Source organism: Kitasatospora sp. NBC_01250, from assembly GCF_036226465.1.
Taxonomy (GTDB): Bacteria; Actinomycetota; Actinomycetes; order Streptomycetales; family Streptomycetaceae; genus Kitasatospora.
Genome location: NZ_CP108476.1, coordinates 383,835 through 401,674, shown reverse-complemented (window position 1 = coordinate 401,674; position 17,840 = coordinate 383,835). Strand labels below are relative to the sequence as shown.

General features: G+C 72.7%; 18 protein-coding genes and 1 pseudogene. 6 read left to right on the top strand and 13 right to left on the bottom strand.

Features of this window, described 5'->3' with window-relative positions:
- The first annotated feature begins 58 nt into the window (after positions 1-58).
- Positions 59-1,297: a lanthionine synthetase LanC family protein gene (locus tag OG500_RS01985; RefSeq protein ID WP_327064599.1), complete on the top strand. Its 1,239-nt coding sequence runs from the start codon at positions 59-61 to the stop codon at positions 1,295-1,297.
- Between the two features lie 314 nt (positions 1,298-1,611).
- On the opposite strand, the gene OG500_RS01980 is transcribed toward OG500_RS01985, so the two are convergent.
- On the bottom strand, positions 1,612-2,553 hold the full coding sequence (locus OG500_RS01980) for a TIGR01777 family oxidoreductase (RefSeq protein ID WP_327071416.1): 942 nt from the start codon (positions 2,551-2,553) through the stop codon (positions 1,612-1,614).
- A gap of 131 nt (positions 2,554-2,684) precedes the next feature.
- Complete coding sequence (locus OG500_RS01975; protein ID WP_329575751.1) at positions 2,685-3,263, bottom strand: TetR/AcrR family transcriptional regulator; 579 nt, start codon at positions 3,261-3,263, stop codon at positions 2,685-2,687.
- A 91-nt stretch (positions 3,264-3,354) separates the two neighbouring features.
- Here OG500_RS01975 and OG500_RS01970 point away from each other — a divergent pair, with 91 nt between their 5' ends.
- The gene (locus OG500_RS01970; RefSeq protein WP_327064597.1) at positions 3,355-3,801 is read left to right on the top strand and encodes a DUF1772 domain-containing protein; all 447 of its coding nucleotides are present in this window, start codon (positions 3,355-3,357) and stop codon (positions 3,799-3,801) included.
- Between the two features lie 72 nt (positions 3,802-3,873).
- On the opposite strand, the pseudogene OG500_RS01965 reads toward OG500_RS01970, so the two are convergent.
- From OG500_RS01965 to OG500_RS01955, 3 genes and pseudogenes are all read right to left on the bottom strand, one after another.
- Positions 3,874-4,050 (bottom strand): annotated as a pseudogene (locus OG500_RS01965) (YbhB/YbcL family Raf kinase inhibitor-like protein); the annotation flags it as partial.
- Positions 4,051-4,277: 227 nt separating this feature from the next.
- Positions 4,278-4,937, bottom strand: coding sequence for a 2'-5' RNA ligase family protein (locus OG500_RS01960; protein ID WP_329575748.1), 660 nt, complete (start codon positions 4,935-4,937; stop codon positions 4,278-4,280).
- Positions 4,938-5,248: 311 nt separating this feature from the next.
- Positions 5,249-6,676: a condensation domain-containing protein gene (locus tag OG500_RS01955; RefSeq protein WP_329575746.1), complete on the bottom strand. Its 1,428-nt coding sequence runs from the start codon at positions 6,674-6,676 to the stop codon at positions 5,249-5,251.
- 255 nt (positions 6,677-6,931) lie between these two features.
- Here OG500_RS01955 and OG500_RS01950 point away from each other — a divergent pair, with 255 nt between their 5' ends.
- Positions 6,932-7,468, top strand: a complete 537-nt coding sequence (locus tag OG500_RS01950; RefSeq protein ID WP_329575743.1) for a hypothetical protein — start codon at positions 6,932-6,934, stop codon at positions 7,466-7,468.
- A 156-nt stretch (positions 7,469-7,624) separates the two neighbouring features.
- Here the strand turns inward: OG500_RS01950 and OG500_RS01945 are convergent, their stop codons facing one another.
- From OG500_RS01945 to OG500_RS01930, 4 genes are all read right to left on the bottom strand, one after another.
- On the bottom strand, positions 7,625-7,798 hold the full coding sequence (locus OG500_RS01945) for a CsbD family protein (RefSeq protein WP_327064593.1): 174 nt from the start codon (positions 7,796-7,798) through the stop codon (positions 7,625-7,627).
- Positions 7,799-7,848: 50 nt separating this feature from the next.
- Entirely contained in the window at positions 7,849-8,463 is a 615-nt protein-coding gene (locus tag OG500_RS01940) for a hypothetical protein (RefSeq protein ID WP_327064592.1), read from the bottom strand.
- A 220-nt stretch (positions 8,464-8,683) separates the two neighbouring features.
- The gene (locus OG500_RS01935; protein ID WP_327064591.1) at positions 8,684-9,022 is read right to left on the bottom strand and encodes a hypothetical protein; all 339 of its coding nucleotides are present in this window, start codon (positions 9,020-9,022) and stop codon (positions 8,684-8,686) included.
- Positions 9,023-9,061: 39 nt separating this feature from the next.
- On the bottom strand, positions 9,062-10,783 hold the full coding sequence (locus OG500_RS01930; RefSeq protein ID WP_329575738.1) for a nickel/cobalt transporter: 1,722 nt from the start codon (positions 10,781-10,783) through the stop codon (positions 9,062-9,064).
- A 461-nt stretch (positions 10,784-11,244) separates the two neighbouring features.
- Between OG500_RS01930 and OG500_RS01925 the strand changes: the two genes are divergently transcribed.
- From OG500_RS01925 to OG500_RS01915, 3 genes are read left to right on the top strand one after another with little or no spacing between them, the layout of a single operon-like run.
- On the top strand, positions 11,245-12,888 hold the full coding sequence (locus tag OG500_RS01925; protein ID WP_327064589.1) for a DUF4331 domain-containing protein: 1,644 nt from the start codon (positions 11,245-11,247) through the stop codon (positions 12,886-12,888).
- The gene (locus OG500_RS01920; protein ID WP_327064588.1) at positions 12,885-13,595 is read left to right on the top strand and encodes a class F sortase; all 711 of its coding nucleotides are present in this window, start codon (positions 12,885-12,887) and stop codon (positions 13,593-13,595) included. The genes OG500_RS01925 and OG500_RS01920 overlap by 4 nt, the downstream gene beginning before the upstream one ends.
- Positions 13,596-13,642: 47 nt before the next feature.
- On the top strand, positions 13,643-15,004 hold the full coding sequence (locus OG500_RS01915; protein WP_327064587.1) for a tetratricopeptide repeat protein: 1,362 nt from the start codon (positions 13,643-13,645) through the stop codon (positions 15,002-15,004).
- A gap of 2 nt (positions 15,005-15,006) precedes the next feature.
- Here OG500_RS01915 and OG500_RS01910 read toward each other — a convergent pair whose 3' ends face one another.
- The 4 genes from OG500_RS01910 to OG500_RS01895 form a co-directional block, all read right to left on the bottom strand.
- Positions 15,007-15,912 (bottom strand): SCO6745 family protein, encoded by a 906-nt coding sequence (locus OG500_RS01910; protein WP_327064586.1) that lies wholly within the window; start codon positions 15,910-15,912, stop codon positions 15,007-15,009.
- A gap of 189 nt (positions 15,913-16,101) precedes the next feature.
- Positions 16,102-16,743 (bottom strand): carbonic anhydrase, encoded by a 642-nt coding sequence (locus tag OG500_RS01905; protein ID WP_327064585.1) that lies wholly within the window; start codon positions 16,741-16,743, stop codon positions 16,102-16,104.
- A gap of 144 nt (positions 16,744-16,887) precedes the next feature.
- The gene (locus tag OG500_RS01900; RefSeq protein ID WP_327064584.1) at positions 16,888-17,295 is read right to left on the bottom strand and encodes a beta/gamma crystallin domain-containing protein; all 408 of its coding nucleotides are present in this window, start codon (positions 17,293-17,295) and stop codon (positions 16,888-16,890) included.
- Between the two features lie 122 nt (positions 17,296-17,417).
- Positions 17,418-17,822 (bottom strand): beta/gamma crystallin domain-containing protein, encoded by a 405-nt coding sequence (locus OG500_RS01895; RefSeq protein WP_329575730.1) that lies wholly within the window; start codon positions 17,820-17,822, stop codon positions 17,418-17,420.
- Positions 17,823-17,840 lie beyond the last annotated feature (18 nt).

Below are 17,840 nucleotides of genomic sequence, written 5' to 3'. Positions count from 1 at the left end.
GCCCGGCCTGTTCGGCCGCAAGGGCGGGGCGCCGGCCCGTCACGCCCGAGGAGGTACCGTGCCGCAGCACACCCAGAAGGCCGAAAGAGCCGAGCAGACCGAGCACACCACCGCCGGCACCGCCGTCACCGAACTCGCGGCCCGGCTCCTCGACGCCTGGTCCGCCCGGCCCCGCGACGGCCGGCCAGGAGCCGAGCCCCCCTCCGACCCGGGCGTTCCCGTCCTGGCGTCCCTGCTGCACGCCGCAGGGACGCCGGAGGCCGCAGCCACCGCGGCGCGTGCCGTGGCGGTCTGGGCCCGCACCGCCGGTCGGGGGCCGGGCCACTGCGGGCTGTACAACGGCGGCCTGGCCGGAACGCTGGTGGGCCTGCGCCTGGGCGCCCGGGCCCAACCCGGGCTGCAGCCCGTCGGCGACCGGCTCCGCGACCACCTGGTCCGCACCGCGCCGGCCCTCGGCTGGCGACGCGAGCAACTCGCCTTCGAGGACTACGACCTGATCACCGGACCGTCCGGCATGCTGCTCGCCCTGAGCGCGGGCACCCGCCCGACGCCGGCCGAACTCGGCCCCTTCGCCGACCAGCTGACGCAGCTGTGCGACGCCGACGAGCTGCCACGGCTGCGGACGGCGGGCTACGCCGGCCATCCCCACCTCGCCTGGATCGACGGACGGATCAACACCGGCATGGGCCACGGCACCGCCGGCGTCGTCGCCGCGCTCACCGCCGCGGTCCGCCGCCTCGGCCCGCACCCCGACCTGACAGCCGCCCTGCACCGCGCGACCCGCTGGCTGATGCGGCAGTCCTTCGACGACGCCCGCTCCATCCGCACCTGGGACGGCGCCGGACTCGACGCCCCGCCGCCCGCCGGGCCGCGCGCCCGCCAGGCCTGGTGCTACGGCACCCCCGCAGTGTCCTGGGCGCTGTGGGACGCGGCGGACGCGCTGGGTGACCAGGAGACCGCCGCCTGGGCCGCGGCAGCCTTCAGCACGCTCGCCGAACACTACGACGAGGACTTCCACCTCTTCGGCGACCAGCCGGCCGATCCGCTGGCCCTGTGCCACGGCGCCGCGGGCGTCCTGGCGGTGGCCGACGCCTTCGCCCGCCACGCCCGCCTGCCCGCCGCGGACACCCTGAAGGCCCGCCTGTTCGCGCACCTGATGGACCGCCTGCCCGCGGTGCAGACCCTCGGCGGGAGCGGCATGGGACTGCTCGGGGGAGCAGCAGGCCCGCTGTGCGCCCTGCTCACCGCGGGCCACGGCGCCTCCCGAGCCTGGCTGCCCTGCCTCGGCCTGCGCTGAGTCGGCCGCACAGCGCGATCGCCCAGCTGCCGACCGGCCCCGTCGAACCGGTGGAGTACCGCGCCCCAACGCGGTACTAGGCCGTGTCTCACAATTCGCGTCGGATCGGCGCGCGGTTCCCCCAGCCTTCGGCCGGGAGGTACCCCCGCCACCCAGCCTGGCGGCTGGGTGGCGCCCGGCTGGGCGTGCCGGCGAAGCGTCCTCGTACTGGGTCGTACGTGGATGATTCGCCGGTGCGTCCAGGCGGGCAGCGACATCAGCAGCTGACGCTGCGGGCCGGCGTCGCGCGCCCGGCGGGAATGGTGAGACACGGCCTAGCCGCCCCGGGTGCTCCGCACCAGGTCGGCGGCGGCCTCGGGCCAGCGGGTGTACGCGAAGTCGAAGCCGGCCTCCAGTAGCCGGCCGGGGACCACCCGACGGCTCTTCAGCAGCAGTTCGGTGTCCGATCGCAGCGCGAACGCGCCGAGCTCGGCCATCCACCTGGTCGCCGGCAGGCCCAGCGGGACGCCCCATGCCGCCCGGACGCCCTGCATGAAGTCGCGGTACGGCAAGGGGGTGGGAGCCGCAAGGTTCACCGGTCCGCTGAGGTCCTCCCGGCCGACCAGGAAGTCGAGGGACCGGACGAGGTCACGGCCGTGGATCCAGGACATGTACTGGGCGCCGCCCGCGACCGGACCGCCGAGCCCCAGCCGTGCCAGCCACAGCAGTTGGTCGAAGGCGCCGCCTCGCCCGGGGCTCATCACCATGGCGGTGCGCAGCGCCACCCTGCGCGTCCGCGGGGTGTCCGCCTGCGCCTGCGCCTGCTCCCAGGCCTTGGCAATCTCGACGCTGTAGGCCCAGTACGGCGGGACACCCGGTTCGGCGCCGCCGAGCAGGCCGGTGGTCTCGTCGTTGGCCGCGTCGAAGCGGTGGGCGTAGATGGTGGCGGTGCTCATCTGGAGCCAGACCTTGGGAGGCCGGGCGGCCGCCGCGATCGCCTCGCCCACGACCCGGGCGGAGTGCACGCGCGAGTCCATCATGGCCCGGAGATTGGCCGGCGTGTAGCGGCAGCTGACACTCCGTCCGGCGAGATTGACCACGAGGTCGCTGCCATCGATCTCCGCGGCCCAGGGGCCGATGCTCCGGCCGTCCCAGTGGACCTCCCGGCCACCGCCCGACTGCCTGGTCAATATGACGACCTCGTGGCCGGCAGCGGTCCACGCGCGTTCCAGCAGCCTGCCCACGTGCCCGGAGCCCCCGGGCAGCACGATCTTCATCGGATCCCCCTTGGATGGTGCCTGGGGGAACTCTAGCCAGAATCTGAACGCGTTCAAAACATGGCCGCTCCGCGCGGCCGGCCGGCAGCCGGGCCGGAAGACCCCGGCTGCCCCTCCGCCCGGAGGGCGTGTCAGATCGCGGCGAGCCGGTCCACCAGCAGGTCCACCCGCCGCTCGGCTTCCGCCGGTGGCAGCCGTCCCGCCCGGGTCAGGGTGGCCAGTCCGTGCAGGGACGCCCAGAACACCTCGGTGAACAGTCCCGGGTGGACGCCGTCCCCGGCGACGTCGCCGAGGCTCTCCAGCAGGGCGGCGAAGGCGTCCTTCAGCGGCTCCGGGGTGTCCTCGACCGCGAAGGCCAGGCCGCCGTCGAGCTGGAACATGGCGTCGTAGACCGCCGGGTTGCGTTCGGCGTAGTCGAGGTAGGCGAGGGCGAGGGCGGTGACCCGGGTGCGCGGGCCGTTCGCGCCGCAGGCCGCGGCACGCACCGCCGCGGCCATCTCGGCGGCGCCTTCGAGGGCGACGGCGCCGATGATCTCGCGCTTGCCGCGGAAGTGGCTGTAGAGGACGGGCTGGCTGTATTCGATGCGCTCGGCGAGCCGGCGGGTGGTGACCGCGTCCCAGCCCTGCTGCTCGGCGAGTTCGCGGGCCGTCGCCACGATGAGGCGCTCGCGGGCCGCCCGATCGCGTTCCTTGCGTTCCTGTACCGACATGATTCGATCCTAGCATCGCTAGACAAGTGAGCGGCAGCAGTACTAGCGTTATCTCATTACCTAGCAGCGCTAGATCCCAGGAGGGGTCGTCATGCTCGACGTACTCGAGGTCGTCACCATCGTGGTCTTCGGCGTGATGGTGGGGGTGGAGTTCGCCGTCGCCTTCGTCATCAACCCGATCCTCGACGCACTTCCCGGTGACAGCGGCCAACTCGGCCGCGCCCACGGGGGCCGGATGCTCGGCGCCGTGATGCCGGTCTGGTACATCGGCTCGCTCGTCCTCGTCGCGGCCCGGGCCGTCGCTGGATGGCACCAGCACGGCACCGGCCTTGTCGTCACCGCCGGAGCACTGCTGATCACCAGCGTGATCATGTCGCTCCTGCTGCTCGTCCCGATCAACAACCAGAGCAAGACGTGGACCCCCGAGAACCGGCCCGAGGACTGGAAGGAACAGGCGAAGCGCTGGGACCGCTTCCACTACGTCCGCGTCGCCGTCCTCATCGCCGCCTTCGCCCTGCTGGCCGCCGCCCTCGCCTGAGCCCGCGGGTACCCGATGGGCGCCGGACAGGTCCTGGCGTTCGCAGACGCCGGCGGTGCGGCCGCGTGCGAGGACCGGGGAGTCGATGGCGGCGAGGAGGGCGCGGGGCCGGGACTTGATGAGCGCCGCACGGTCCGGGCGGTCCAGGAGACGGGTGCCGAGTGCGTAGATCTGGAAGACGTAGCGGTGCGGCCCGTGGCCCTTGAGGGATTCCGGTCCGTAGTATCCGCGGCCGATGAGGGATCGCAGGAGGGTGACGCCCGGGGCGGGACTCTTCTTGGCGAGTGCGCCGGGGAGCAGTTCGTGTGGCGTCCGGAGGCCGGAGGCTTGCGGCGGGCGTTCTCGGGGTGCGCCCGTCGCTGAGGCCGCGCGCGGCAGGATTGTTGCACATCAACTGTTGTCGTCCCAGCCTCGTGCCCGAACAGCACGGCGCGGCCGGCTGACGGAGCCTCTGCCGGGGGCGCAGAGGCTTCTCGTCATGGTCGGCCGAGAGGAACGCTGCCGAGAGGAACGCTGGCGAAGGTCTCCCACTCGTACATCCGGCGGTCGCGGTGCAGGACGATCAGCTCGGCGCCGGCCACGCGGACGACGGCGCGGCGGTCGGCCAGGGGCTCGAGGGCCCGCAGAGCCGGGGCGGCCGGGCCGACGGCGTTGGAGTAGGCGACCGAGACGTGGGGGTGGAAGCCGTCCGCGGACTCGGGGACCTCGGGGCGCACGTGGGCGATGGCCGCGCGGATGGCACCTCGGACCTGGCGAACGGCGTCGGCCGGCTCGGCCGGCAGGAGCAGGGCCTCGGGGACGACGATCGCCGGGCCCAGGGTCATCGTGAACGCGGGGACGGTCGCGAGGGTGTGGGCTGCGGCCCGTACGACGGCACGCGCGTCGTCCTCGCCCACCTCGGTCGTGAAGCCGAGCCCCTGCATGGTCAGGTGCAGCCACGGGTCGGGGATGAGGTCCAGGCCGGGCACCTCGGCGAGCGCGGCCCGGTGCTCCGCGGCGAACCGGTGCACCTCGGGGCTGCTCTGAAAGGTGAGGTGCCAGGCGTAGCAGCGCGTGCCCGGCTGCCACCCGGGGCGCCACCACCAGTGGTCGGTCATCTCGGGCAGCTCGGCCGTCTTGCTGTTGTCATCGGTCATGGTCGTGGAATCCCCTCAGCAGGCGGCCTGGTCGCGGGCAAAGGCGCAGCCCAGCACCGGCAGAACTCCCGGACCTGGGACGACCCGGGCCGCAGGCCCCCATACCCGCCGAAGCCCTCGGGAACCGTGCCGCTGAAGGTCGGAGGGTAGGGCGCGGGGCATGAGCGAGGGTGGGGAACCGCGCGTCTTTCAAGTACCGCCCGCACTTCCCGCCACCCGCACTTCCCGCCGCTCGCACCGGCGCCGACCGCACCGACCGGGCCCGACCCCGACCAGCCGGATCCCGGCTGGTGACATCGGTACGTGCGGTGTCATACCGCTGACGGCACCTGGTGGAGTGCGGCGGGGGTGAAGTTGCCGGTGCGGGCGACGCTCTGGGCGATGGTGCGGACGGCGCCCACGAAGCGGGCGATGTTGGTGGCGGCGAGGGCGGTGTCGGGGTAGCGGGCGAACAGGTAGAGGCCGTCGGGGGAGCACATGGCCCACAGGCACGCCTTGCCGCTGTCGGAGATCCGGGTCAGCAGCCGGGCGTTCCACCGGGTCCAGTCCTGGGCGCCGGGAAGGTTGCGCAGATCCATGTACGAGAGCAGCGAGAACGGATCGGGCGCGGCCTTCCTGAAGTCCACCCCCAGGAGCTCGGAGACCCGGAAGAACGGGACCCGGGCCGCCTGCCTCGCCTCGCGGGCCGACCCCTGGGCCAGGGGGAGGGCGGCGCGGAAGTCGCACTCGGGCGGCAGGTCGACCTCCACCGGGCCGACACCCACGAACCAGCCGACCGAGGAGGTCCACTCCGGTCGCGAACGGGTGTGGAAGGGCATCACCGTGCGGTAGGGCCCTGGCGCGCCGAGCTCCCGTGCTGCCAGGGCTGCTGCCGCGAGCACCCCGGAGGGCAGGGTGGTGTGTTCGGACTGGCAGACCTGCGCGAAGGCATCGGTCTCGGCGGGATCCAGCAGCCACTCGAACAGCGACTTCTGGGGCAGGAGTTCGCCCTCCTCCTGGGTGCCCAGCGGCAGCGGGAAGCGCGGTGGCCGGCCGCCGCTGTCCGCGATGAACCGCTCCCACTTCAGGACGGTCGGATGCTCGCGGCTGATCAGCAGTGCCTCCCGGCGTTCCACATCGCAGTAGCTGACGTGGCTGCCGGCCGCCGCCACCGCGGGAGTCCGCCTTTCGAGGGCGGCCAGGTAGAACTCGCGGACCTCCTGCACCATCCCGAACAGCGTGTAGCCGTCGAAGTGCATGTGGTCGAAGGCCAGCACCACCGTCACCGAGTCGGCCCGCTGAACCGTTTCCCCCACGAAGCTCGGCCAGCGCAGCGTGTGGGTGCCGGCGTCGAGCCGGTCGCGCAGAAAGCGGCTCAGCGTCGCGGGATCACGAAAGGTCCCGAGGACTTCGCTGCTCACCTCGATCGCCTCCGCGGGCAGCGTGAAGCGGTGCAGCTGCCCAGCCGACCTGCGGAATCCGCTGCGCAGCGTCTCGTGCCAGCCCATCCAGTCCACCAGGGCCCTGCCGAACGCCGCCACGTCGAGCTCGCCCGGCAGCTCGAACGCCACACCCGCCCAGTCGGCGGTCCGCGCCCCGCGCTCCTCCAACCGGGCCATGGTGAGGATGTGGGACTCCTGGTTGTACGAGGGTGGCGTCGAAGCCCGCTGCGCCTGATGGGCGGCCGAGATCACGGACGGGTGCAGCGTCCACTCCCGTACCTGCCCAGGCCGCACCGGATAGTCGTCCAGCTCGGTCATCTTCATGCACGAGACAACGAACCAGCACCGCAACGGGCACTGGCCCACGGACAGGGATCGGCGTGCGCGCCGCTCCAGGCTGCCGGGGCGGCTGTACGGCACTGATCCGCCACCCGGCCCGGCCCGGCCCGCACGCATCCGCCCGAGGCGCGGGGCACCATGGGAAGAGCACCCCAACGCCGCGCAGGAGCCGGCACGTCTGCAAGCCCCAGCGCGCGGCGCACCCGATCGGCCCACCCTCTGGGAGGACGTGCAATGTCTGCCCGACCCCTGGCGGAGCCACTGAGCGTCTACCTGAACGACCACCTGACCGGTGCGTTCGGCGGCGCCGCGCTCGCCCACCGCATGGCCGACACCCACCCGGACAGCCGGCGCGCAGCCGAACTGCGCCGCCTGGCCCGCGACGTGGAGCAGGACCGCGACGACCTCGTACGGATCATGAACAGCCTCGCCGTACCCGTGCGCCACTACCGCACCTGGCTGGGTCTCGCGGGTGAACGGATCGCACGCCTCAAGCCCAACGGGACGCTGGTGCGCCGCTCCCCGCTGAGCGACCTGATCGAACTGGAGGCGATGCGCGTGGGCGTCGAAGGCAAGACCGCGCTGTGGCAGGCGCTGCGTGCCATCGCCGACGACGACCTGCGACTGAATCCGGACGAGCTGGATCGGCTCATCCAGCGTGCAGCCGAACAGACACGCACACTGAACGGCTGGCACCAGGTGGTCAGCGCCGAGGTCCTCACCGGAGAGGGCGGCACAGCGGGCGCGGACAGCGGCACGCTGCCTCGCTGAACCCCGGTGTCGGCCGGGCCGCTTCCTCCGTCCGAGCCCGCCGGCGCCTGGCCGTGGGAGCAGGACACGGTCCTGCTCCCACGGCCAGGCGCCGGGTTGTGCCGCGGTCGCGCGGTGGCCGGAGCCGAGCAGGATCGGGCCACCGCGGCCGGGCGGTCAGTGTTTGAACGCGTCCTTGATCTTGGCGCCGGCCTGCTTGGTGTTGCCCTTGACCTGGTCGCCGCGGCCCTCGGCCTCAAGGGTGCGGTCGCCGGTGGCGCGTCCGACGGTCTTCTTCACGCCGCCCTTGACTGCTTCGGCCTTGTGGGCGGCCTTCTTACCGATACCCATGACGGGTTCCTTTCGTGAGTGCATCAGACGGGGCGGGTACGGCGGCCGGCCTACTGGAGGCCGGAGCGGTGCCCGAGCAGATGCGGCCTGCGGTGCCCGGTGTCGGGCGCAGGCTCGTCCTCGGCCTGCGGTGTGCTGCTCTCGGCCGGCGCCATCGGCGTGGCGCGCGTGCCGGCCGTCTGCTCGCGGGATGCCTCGCTCTGTCGAGTGATCGCGTCGTCGCGCTGGCCGGCCAGGTCGTTCCGCTGCCGGGCGAGGTCGTCGCGCTGCGCGGCCAGCGCATCACGCTCCTGGGCGAGGCTGTCGCGGTCGTCGGCGACCGAGGCCGCCTCCGCGCGGGCGTCGTCGCGCTGTTCCACCACGTCGTCGCGGCGCTTGCGGGCGGCGGCCGTCTCACGGCGCGAGTGCCGCAGCCCGTGGCGGGCTTCGGTGGCGCGGCGCGAGGTCCGACGCGCGCCGGTCAGCAGGAGGCCGAGCCCCAGCATGGCCACGGCTCCGACGATGATCCCGTAGAGGAACAGCGTGCCGGTGGAGCCGGTCATGTGGTGCCCGAACACCGAGAACGCGTTGGTGAGCGCGTGGGCGCTACCGGTATTGCCGAAGATTCCGGCTATCGCGACGACGGCCGCGACGACCAGGAGGATGAGTCCTAGGATAATGATCATGACGCGCTCCTCAGGGATCTGCGTCGTATGCCTGAAGCCGACTCGCGCCCTCGGTCGGCGCCTTTCACCTCTGATGGTCGGCGGGCGGCCGTGGACGGCGAGCCGGGCTTCCTGGGATGCGCATGTCCGGTTCCGGGTGGACCAAACGCGGTTCACCGAACGGGCGGGCTGCTGCGCGGTTCGTGCGCGCGCGGGTTCGGGTGCGGGTGCGGGCGCGGTGCTACTTCGCCGATGCGGGGCGGCCGATGTGTGCGGGCTCGCCTCCCAGTGCCTGGTAGAGGTCCATCCAGCGCACGTCCGTCGGGGTGGGCGGATGTCCGTCACAGAAGGTCTTGGTGCCGTTGGCCGTGTAGTAGCGCATCATCATCAGGATCGACTCGGTGTCGGCGCCGGGGCCGGCGGTGTAGCGGTGGCCGGGTTGCTGGGTCTGATGGGCCTGGCAGGTGCGGGAGGCGGTGGTGGCCCGGGCGTCGAAGACACCGTCGCTGGACGGCGAGCATCCGCTGGCCAGGCCGCAGGCGAGCAGGAGGGCCAGGGCGGCTGGGGTGTGGCGCTTCACGGTGATTCGGCTCCCTCGGGGGGTGTTCGGGAGGGCGGTTCAGATGAGGGGGTAGAGGCTGCGCAGCGTCAGGCCCAGTCCCACCAGGACGACCAGTGCTGCGGTGAGGGCGGCCGCGTGCGGGGCGATGCGGCGGACGGTGGCGAGCAGGCGCGGGTTGGTCATGGCGGAGAGCCGGTCGCCGAAGCGGACGAGGGCAAGGCCGACGGCGGTGAGGGTGGCCGCCATGCCCAAGCCGTAGGCGAGGACCAGGGTCGCGCCGAAGACGGTGCGGCCGAGCGCGATGGCGCCCAGCAGGACGACCAGTGCCGAGGGGCTGGGGACGAGGCCGCCGGCGATGCCGAGGCCGATCAGCCCCCGAGTGGTGAACGGCTGACCTGCTTCGACGGCGCTGTGGTCGTGGTGGAGGGTGTGGCGGTGACCGAACAGGCCGTGGCGGTGGGGCCGGTCGTGGGGGTAGAGGTGGAGGTGGAGGTCGGTCCGGTGTTCGTGCTGGTGCGGAACCCCTTCGCGGTCGTGATCATCGGCGTGGTCGTGGTCGTGGGTCAGCGTGTCGGCGTGCTGGTGCTCGCGCCGGCCTGCCGTGGTCTCGTGCTGGTCCGCAGCGTGGTCCCCGGCGTGGCCGGCGGCGGGTGCCGCCACGGCAGCGAGCAACTGGTGGGGGTGTTCGCCCGTCGGAGCGCCCGCTCGGGGCGTGCGTGACCGACGGGCCTGCCGGACCGCGTCGATCAGCAGGCCGGCGCCGACCAGGGCGACCAGGGTGCCGCTGGCCACGCCGAGCCAGCCGAGCAGTGTGTCGCCGGCCAGGCCGGTGAACACCGTCAGGAGCATGCCGATGACCAGGACGCCGGCCGTGTGCGTGAGCGTCACGGTCGCGCCCACGGTCAGCGCGTCACGGGGCCGGCCCCGGCGCCCGGCGAGGTAGGCGGCCATCACGGTCTTGCCGTGACCGGGCAGCAGCGCGTGGCCCGCGCCCAGGGCGATGGAGAGCAGGACGGCCAGCAGACCGAGCGGCACGGTCAGGTGCCGGGCCGCGGTGAGAGCGCTCAGGTGCTTGGCGATCTGCTCCACGCGGGCGGTGGGCCCGTCCGCGCTGCCGAGTGCGGGCAGCATCCCGAGCGGGGCGGAGGCGCCGCCGCCTGCTTGCGCGGTGAGCTCGGCGCTGGTGTCGCCACGGGGGGAGTCGAGCAGGTCGCGGGGGTAGTCCCGCAGCTCTCGGGAGGGCGAGGTGTCGGGCACCGTGCTGTGGGTGAGGCGGACCTGCTCGCCACGGGCGGTGATCTCGTTCCAGCCGACCCGGCCGCGGTCGACGCCGGTGTCCACCCGCAGGGTCAGCGGGGCCGCGGTCAGGTCGGCGGGGGCCTCCAGTCGGCATTCGAGGCGGCTGGTGCGAAGCCCCGCCTGCCCGTTCTGGTAGTCGAAGGTGGCGGAACGCACGGTCAGGTGCAGTGGCGCGGGGGTGGTGATCCGGAGGCGGTCGGCGCTCTGGGCGCACCGTGCCCGTGCCCAGGCGGCTCGTTCGGCGTCGCTGGCCGTCCCGGCGCCGGGGTGGACTTCGGGGGCTTCCTGCAGGGTGGGGATCTCGGCGCTGTCGGTCACGGCCAGGACCTCGACGCGGTCGGGGTGCAGGGTCAGTCCCGTGTAGTGGTTGACCGAGAAGTTGCCCAGCGGGTGGGCGACGGCGCTGGGGGCGAGGGCGAGCAGGGCCGCCGCGCCGCCGGCCGCCGCGGCTGCTCGCCACAGGTGATGACGGTAGGTCATGGGGACTCCGGATGGGCAGGGCAGCCGCGCGCCCGGGGAAGGCTGCCGGGACCCGTCCGGCGGGCTGATGGTCTACCTGGCACGATGACCGCGCCGGTTGCCGCGCGGACGCATTGGACGCGGCGCGACGGGCCTGCTCACCTGCTTGGCGTACCCGGCTCACTCGTGCGGCGGGCCGGGCCCGCGCGGGCAGGCGGCGGCCCCTTCCAGGACGGCGCCTTGCGCGGCCGGCGGAGTGAGCGGCCGGCGCCGATCGGCTCAGTGCGGTGGCAGCGCTGTGCCGGTTGGTGCTGACTGGGGAGCAGCTCAGGTGTCTGGCAGAGGTGCCCGCTGAATCCCGTGGACGCGCAGCGACGCGGAGACGGCGCTGTCCGTCTGGGCCGGGAGCGTTCACCGCTCTCCCCGATTCCACCGCCGGCAGGGCTGTCGGCGGTGTTCCCCCCATCGGAAACGGATGGCTCATGCAGCACCCTCGTTTGCTCCGCCGCAGCGGTGGATCCGCAGGCCCCGCCGAACGCTCGATCGCCTCCCTCGGCGTCCTCGCACTGGCGGCCGCCGCCTCGATGGCCGGGCTGGCGCCCGGCGTCAGCTCCGCCTCCAGCCACCGCGAGGCACCGCTGATCTCCGGCGACCCCAAGGCGGACAACACCGACGTCTACGCCTTCACCAGCCCGGACAAGCCGGACACGGTCACCCTGGTGGCGAACTGGATCCCGTTCGAGGAACCCAACGGCGGGCCGAACTTCTACCCCTTCGCCAACGACGCCCGGTACAACATCAAGATCGACAGTCAGGGCACCGGCAAGCCCGACACCACCTACACGTGGACGTTCAGCGACCACATCCGCGACGACGCCAACCAGTTCCTCTACAACACCGGTGTGGTCAAGGCGCTGGACGACCCCAACCTGAACTTCCGCCAGACCTACACGCTGACGGTGACCGGCCCGGACGGGACCACCAAGACCCTGGTCAAGGACGCGCCGGCGGCGCCGTCCAACGTCGGCAAGGCCTCGATGCCCGACTACGCCTCGCTGCGCCAGCAGGCGATGGTGTCGCTGCCGGGCGGCGGGCAGAGCTTCGCCGGGCAGGCCGCCGACCCGTTCTTCCTGGACCTGCGGGTCTTCGACCTGCTCTACGGCGGCAACCTGTCCGAGACCGGCCACAACACGCTCGCCGGCTACAACGTCAACACCATCGCGCTCCAGGTGCCGAAGAAGGACCTGGCACTCAAGGGCGATGCGACCCGCAACCCGGTCATCGGCGTGTGGGCCACCACCGACCGCAAGGGCGCCGTCGTCACCGCCGACAAGGGTGGCGAGAGCAAGGGCGGCGAGGGGACGAACGCCGGGGACGGCGGCTGGCACCAGGTCTCCCGCCTCGGCAACCCGCTGGTCAACGAGGTCGTGGTGCCGCTGAAGTACAAGGACGCGTTCAACGCCCTGGCCCCGGAGAACGACCACACCGTCACCCCGGTCGTCGACAAGGTCAAGGACCCGATCGTCCCCAAGCTCATCCAGAGCATCTACGGCATCCCCGCCCCCGCGACGCCGCGCAACGACCTGACCGAGATCTTCCTCACCGGCATCTCGAAGAACTCCGGCGGCCCGATCCAGGCCGACCTCAACTCCCAGCTGCTCAACGCCGACGTGAGCAAGGACAAGTTCACCCCGGCCGAGGAGCTGCGCCTGAACATGGCGGTCCCGCCGAGCGCCAAGCCGAACACCTTCGGTGTCCTCGGCCAGGACCTGGCCGGCTTCCCCAACGGCCGCCGGCTGACCGACGACGTCGTCAACATCGAGCTGCAGGCCCTGGAAGGTGCCGCGCAGACCGGCAAGATCGTGCCTGCCCTGGCCAACGGGGACGGTGTCCACACCCCCTACCGCCAGCCCGGCACCACGTTCCCCTACGTCGCGCTGCCCAACACCGCCGCGGTCGACCAGGCCGACACCGCCAAGCCCGACGGCGGCGTGCACGCGGGCCTCGGCGGCGCATTGACGAACAGCGGCTTCCCGGTCATTCCGGCGACCGCGTTCGGCGGTGGCGTGCTGCTGGCCGGCGCCGGATTCATCGCCCTGCGCCGCCGGCGCGCGAACCAGGCGTGAGCACCGCCTCCCCATTGGGCCGCCCGCCCCGCACCAGCGTGGGCGGGCGGCTGCGCCGCCGGATGCGCACGGCGCGGCTCGCCCGCCCGGCCGCGGCCCTGATCACGGCCGTCGGGGTGGCCCTGGCCGGATCCGGCGCCACCGCCTACTTCCTGGCCGCGCCGCCCGGGGCCGTGCGCAGCGCGGCCCGCACGGACGTCGGGGCACTGCCGGTGTCACCGGACGCATCCGCCCCAGCTGCCGCTGCCGCAACGTCCGCGGCCCCGCCGGTGCGGCTGCGAATACCCGTGATCGGCGTGGACAGCTCACTGGCCGACCTGCACGTGCAGCAGGACGGCCACCTCGCCGCGCCGGACGATCCCGACCAGGTCGGCTGGTGGAGCGAAGGGCCCCGCCCCGGCGACCAGGGCGCCACCGTCCTGGTCGGGCACGTCGACTCCCGCACCGGGCCCGCCGTCTTCTCCAACCTCTCGGCCCTGCACCCGGGCGACTCCATCACGGTCGAGCGCGCCGACCGCAGCAGGCTCGGCTTCACCGTCAAAGCGCTGCGCCAGTACGCCAAGGACGACTTCCCCGACGACCAGGTCTACCCGACCACCGGACCCCCGCAGCTGCACCTGATCACCTGCGGCGGCGACTACGACCGCACCCACCACGACTACACCGACAACCTCGTCGTCTACGCGACCCTCAGCGACAAGGCCTGACACCGTCGAGGCCGCCCCGCGTCGGCACCCTGAACTCCGGAGCACCCGTGACCCCTCGCCCCGCACCGCGCTCGAGGTGGCGGCGCGCCACGCTGGCCGCCGCCGCAAGCACCGTCCTGGGGGCGGGCCTCTTCCTCGCGGGCGGGCTCGGCCTCGCACCCGCCGACACCTCCGGAGCCCCCGTGGACGCGGGCACCGGTCGGGCGGGCAGCAGGTCCGGTGACACGCTCACCGGTGAGATCGGGGCCATGCAGGAGCGCCTGCGCGCCGCCCCGGACGACGCCCAGGCACTGGCCACCCTCGGCATGGACTACGTCCAGCAGGCGAAGGCCACCGCCGATCCCGCCTACTACCCCAAGGCCGAGGACGCGCTGCACCGCTCGCTGACGGTCCAGGGCGAGGACAACTTCACCGCGATGGGCGGCATGGCCGCCCTCGAGGCCGGCCGCCACCACTTCCGCGAGGCTCTCGACTGGTCCCGCAAGGCGATCGACGTCAACCCGTACAACGCCACGCTGTACGGAACCCTCGCCGACGCGTACACCCAGCTCGGCCAGTACCCCGAAGCCGCACAGGCCGTCCAGCACATGGTGGACCTGCGCCCCGGCACCCCCTCGCTCTCGCGGGCCTCGTACGTCGCCGAACTGCGTGGCGACACCGCCACCGCGCGCGAGGACATGCGGCGCGCACTGCAGGACGCCGGTGCCCCGGCCGACCAGGCCTTCGCCCGCTACTACCTGGGCGAAATCGAATCCAACAGCGGTGACCCGGCCGCCGCCCTCGCCCAGGCCAGGGCAGGCCTGACGACGGCGCCCGGCCAGGCCGCCCTGCTCCAGGCCAAGGCGAGGGCGGAGGCGGCCCTCGGCGACACCGAGGCGGCCGTCAACGACTACCGCCAGGCCGTCCAGCGCGTCCCGCAGCCCGACTACGTGCTCCAACTCGGCGAGCTCTACCAGTCCCTGGGCCGCAGTCAGGAGGCCGAGGAGCAGTACCGGGTCTTCCGTGCCGAGGAGAAGCTCCTCACCGACAACGGGGTCACCCTGGATTCGGACGCCGCGCTGTTCGAAGCCGACCACGGGAACCCCGAACAGGCCCTCACCCTCGCCCGCCAAGCGCTGCTCTCCCGCCCCTTCCTGGAGACCCACGACGCCCTGGCCTGGGCCCTGCACGCCTGCGGTCGCGACCGCGAGGCACTCGCCGAGGCCGACCAGGCCCTGACCCTGGGCACCCGCAACGCCCTCTTCCACTACCACCGCGGCGTGATCGAGAAGGCGCTCGGGGCCTCCGCCGAGGCCCGCACCGACCTCGGCCGGGCCCTGGCGATCAACCCCCACTTCAGCCCGCTGCACGCACCGAAGGCCACCGCTGCCCTGGCCGAGCCGGCGCCCGCCGACGGCAGGGCGCACTGAGGTCAGCGGGCGGTGCCGGTCCCGGCGGTGCCTGGGGTGCTTGCGGTGCCGGCGCTGCTTGCGGCGAAGATCTCCTGGGGAAAGGCGCCGTTCGCCGCGGAAGTCGCGCTCAACCGCGCGGCGATCTCGCTGAGCCGGCCGAGCGCCTCCTCGCCCAGCTGGCGGTAGGGGGCGCCGGCCAGGCGGTCGGTGCGGTCCTCGATGTCCTGGCGCAGCTGGCGGCCCGCCGCGGTGAGGGCGTCGTCCGCGTCCAGCAGACCGCGCTCGCGCAGCCGCTCCTGCGCTGCGCTCCACTCGTCGTCGCTCCAGCCGCGGGTGTGCTTGGCCATGGCGGGGACGAAGCCCTTGCCCGTGGTGGTGTGGGTCACCAGCGCTTCGAGGCCGTCGAGTTCGGCGTCGAGCAGCGCGGCGATGTGCCCGTCGCCGCGGTGCTCGCGCAGCAGGGTGGCGGCGTGCCAGAGCGCGAGGTGCGGCTCCTGCGGCACCGGCAGGTCGGCGTGCGCCGCGAAGAGCGGCCGGCCGGCGGGGGAGCAGGCCTCGACGGCGCGCAGCGCCAGCTCGGCCGCCTCGCGGACCTCGGCACCGGCCACGGTCTCCGCCCCGAGCGTGCGCAGCTGCGCGGCCTCGACCGCCCGCAGCCGGGCGGCCAGCACCGCCTGGGGCGAGGCGATCTCCCACGCGCGCGGCAGGTGGCGGGCGACCAGCGCCGGGTTGAAGTTGTAGAACGTGGCGGCCACCGCGCCGGCGCCCACCGCGCCCATGGCCGCCGAGCGGCCCGCGAAGTAGCTCATGGAGCCTCGCGAGAGACCGAGGGCATGGAACTGCTCCTCGGCCTCGGGCGCGAAATAGACCATCGAGTGCAGGGAGTTGAGCGCTTGGTAGCAGCGCCTACCGGCGAGTAGCGTCATGACGGCACCGTACGCGATCACCTGTGGCGGCGGCCAGCCTCACGGTGGCGATCGGCCAGCGCCTCGGGCAGGCTCTCGGCCCGCTCGGCGCCAGGGCCTGCCCGGCGGATCCTGCCGGGCGCACGCCCACCCGGGTCCCACGCCTCGGTGCGCCCGAAATCCGCCCGGCAGGCCCGTACCTCGTCGGCCTCACGGTCCGGGCGCGAGCGCCACGTCCATCCCCCGGGCGGCGACGATCCGCGCCGTGCCGTCGGAGAGCCGGTAGCAGAGGCCGACGACCGCGGTACGCCCAGCGGCGACCTGCTCGGCGAGCACCCGGGACCGGTCCAGCATCAGGTCCACGGTGTGCTGTATGTGCGCCTCGATGAGCTCCTCGGGCGCCTCCAGCCCGGCCGCGCGCGCAGCGAGGACGCTCGGAGTGACCCGCTCCACGACGTCGCGCACGTACCCCGCCGGCGGCAGCCCGTTCTCCAGCGCGGCGCTGGCCGCTGCCACGGCGCCGCAGGAGTCGTGGCCGAGCACCACGACCAGCCGGCAGTCCAGCACGCTCACGCCGTACTCGATGCTGCCCAGGACCTCCGAGCCGATGACATGACCGGCGGTCCGCACGACGAACAGGTCACCGAGCCCGCGGTCGAAGATGATCTCGGCGGCCAGGCGGGAGTCCGAGCACCCGAAGAGGACCGCGAAGGGGTTCTGCACGGGGGCGAGCGCGGCGCGGCGCGCGGCATCCTGGTTCGGATGCTCCGGTGCGCCCGACACGAATCGCTGGTTGCCGCTGAGCAGCATTTCGAGCGCGTCACCGGGGGTGAGTGGAACAGAGCTGGACATGATCACAGCCTAGACGAGAAGGTTCGCCGTCACAGCGGGCGATCAATGGCGGGGTCCGGGCCGTGAAGTGGAGTACGGCTGGGGGCCGCCCCCGCAGGGTGGCCTCCAGCCGTACCTCCGCCAATCGGTCAGGCGGCAGACCGATCAGAAGATCTTCATAGCGTCGAGTTCCACCCCGCCGGGGTGGTTCGGGAAGGTGAAGTAGGTGTACTTCCCGACCGGGTTGTCGGGTTGCCACCTGTTGTCCGACTCGTACTGCACGACGTTGTTGCCCGTCGAGAATGCGTCGAGCCAGCAGGGGCCGCCGGTGCACTGCTGATTGTCCGGGAACGAGTAGGTCCCGGCGTTGGCGAAGCAGATCTCCTCGGCGCGCGGGCTCTGGTTCTCCTGATGGAACCAGACCTGCAGGTAGTCGTTGCTGTTGCAGAGGACGGCGTCGATAGCCGGTTTGGCGGTTTCCGCCGACGCGATTCCGGTGGGGGTGATGGCCAGCCCGGCCGTGGCCAGGACGGCGACGAGAGCGGCCACGGTCTTGTTCTTCAGGTGCGCCACGGGGGTCTCCCTACAGTCGAGTACGAATGCGATGTCGGAGTTGGCGGGGGTACGGCTGGCCGGACGAGCGCCGGACAGCCGGACAGCCGTACCCCCGCCGACCGGTCGGGCGGCAGACCGGATCAGAAGATCTTCATGGCGTCGAGGTCCACCCCACCGGGATGGTTCGGGAAGCCGAAGTAGGTGTACTTCCCGACCGGGTTGTCGGGTTGCCACCTGTTGTCCGACTCGTACTGCACGACGTTGTTGCCCGTCGAGAATGCGTCGAGCCAGCAGGGGCCGCCGCTGCACTGCGGGAACTGGAACGTGTACGTCCCGGCGTTGGCGAAGCAGATCTCCTCGGCGCGCGGGTTTTCGTACTCCTGATGGAACCAGACCTGCAGGTAGTCGTTGCTGTTGCAGGGGACGGTGCTGATTGCCGGTTTGGCGGTTTCCGCCGACGCGAATCCGGTGGGGGTGATGGCCAGCCCGACGGTCGCCAAGCCGGCGGCGAGAGCGGCCACGATCTTGTTCTTCAGGTGTGCCACGGAAGTCTCCCTCTGGTC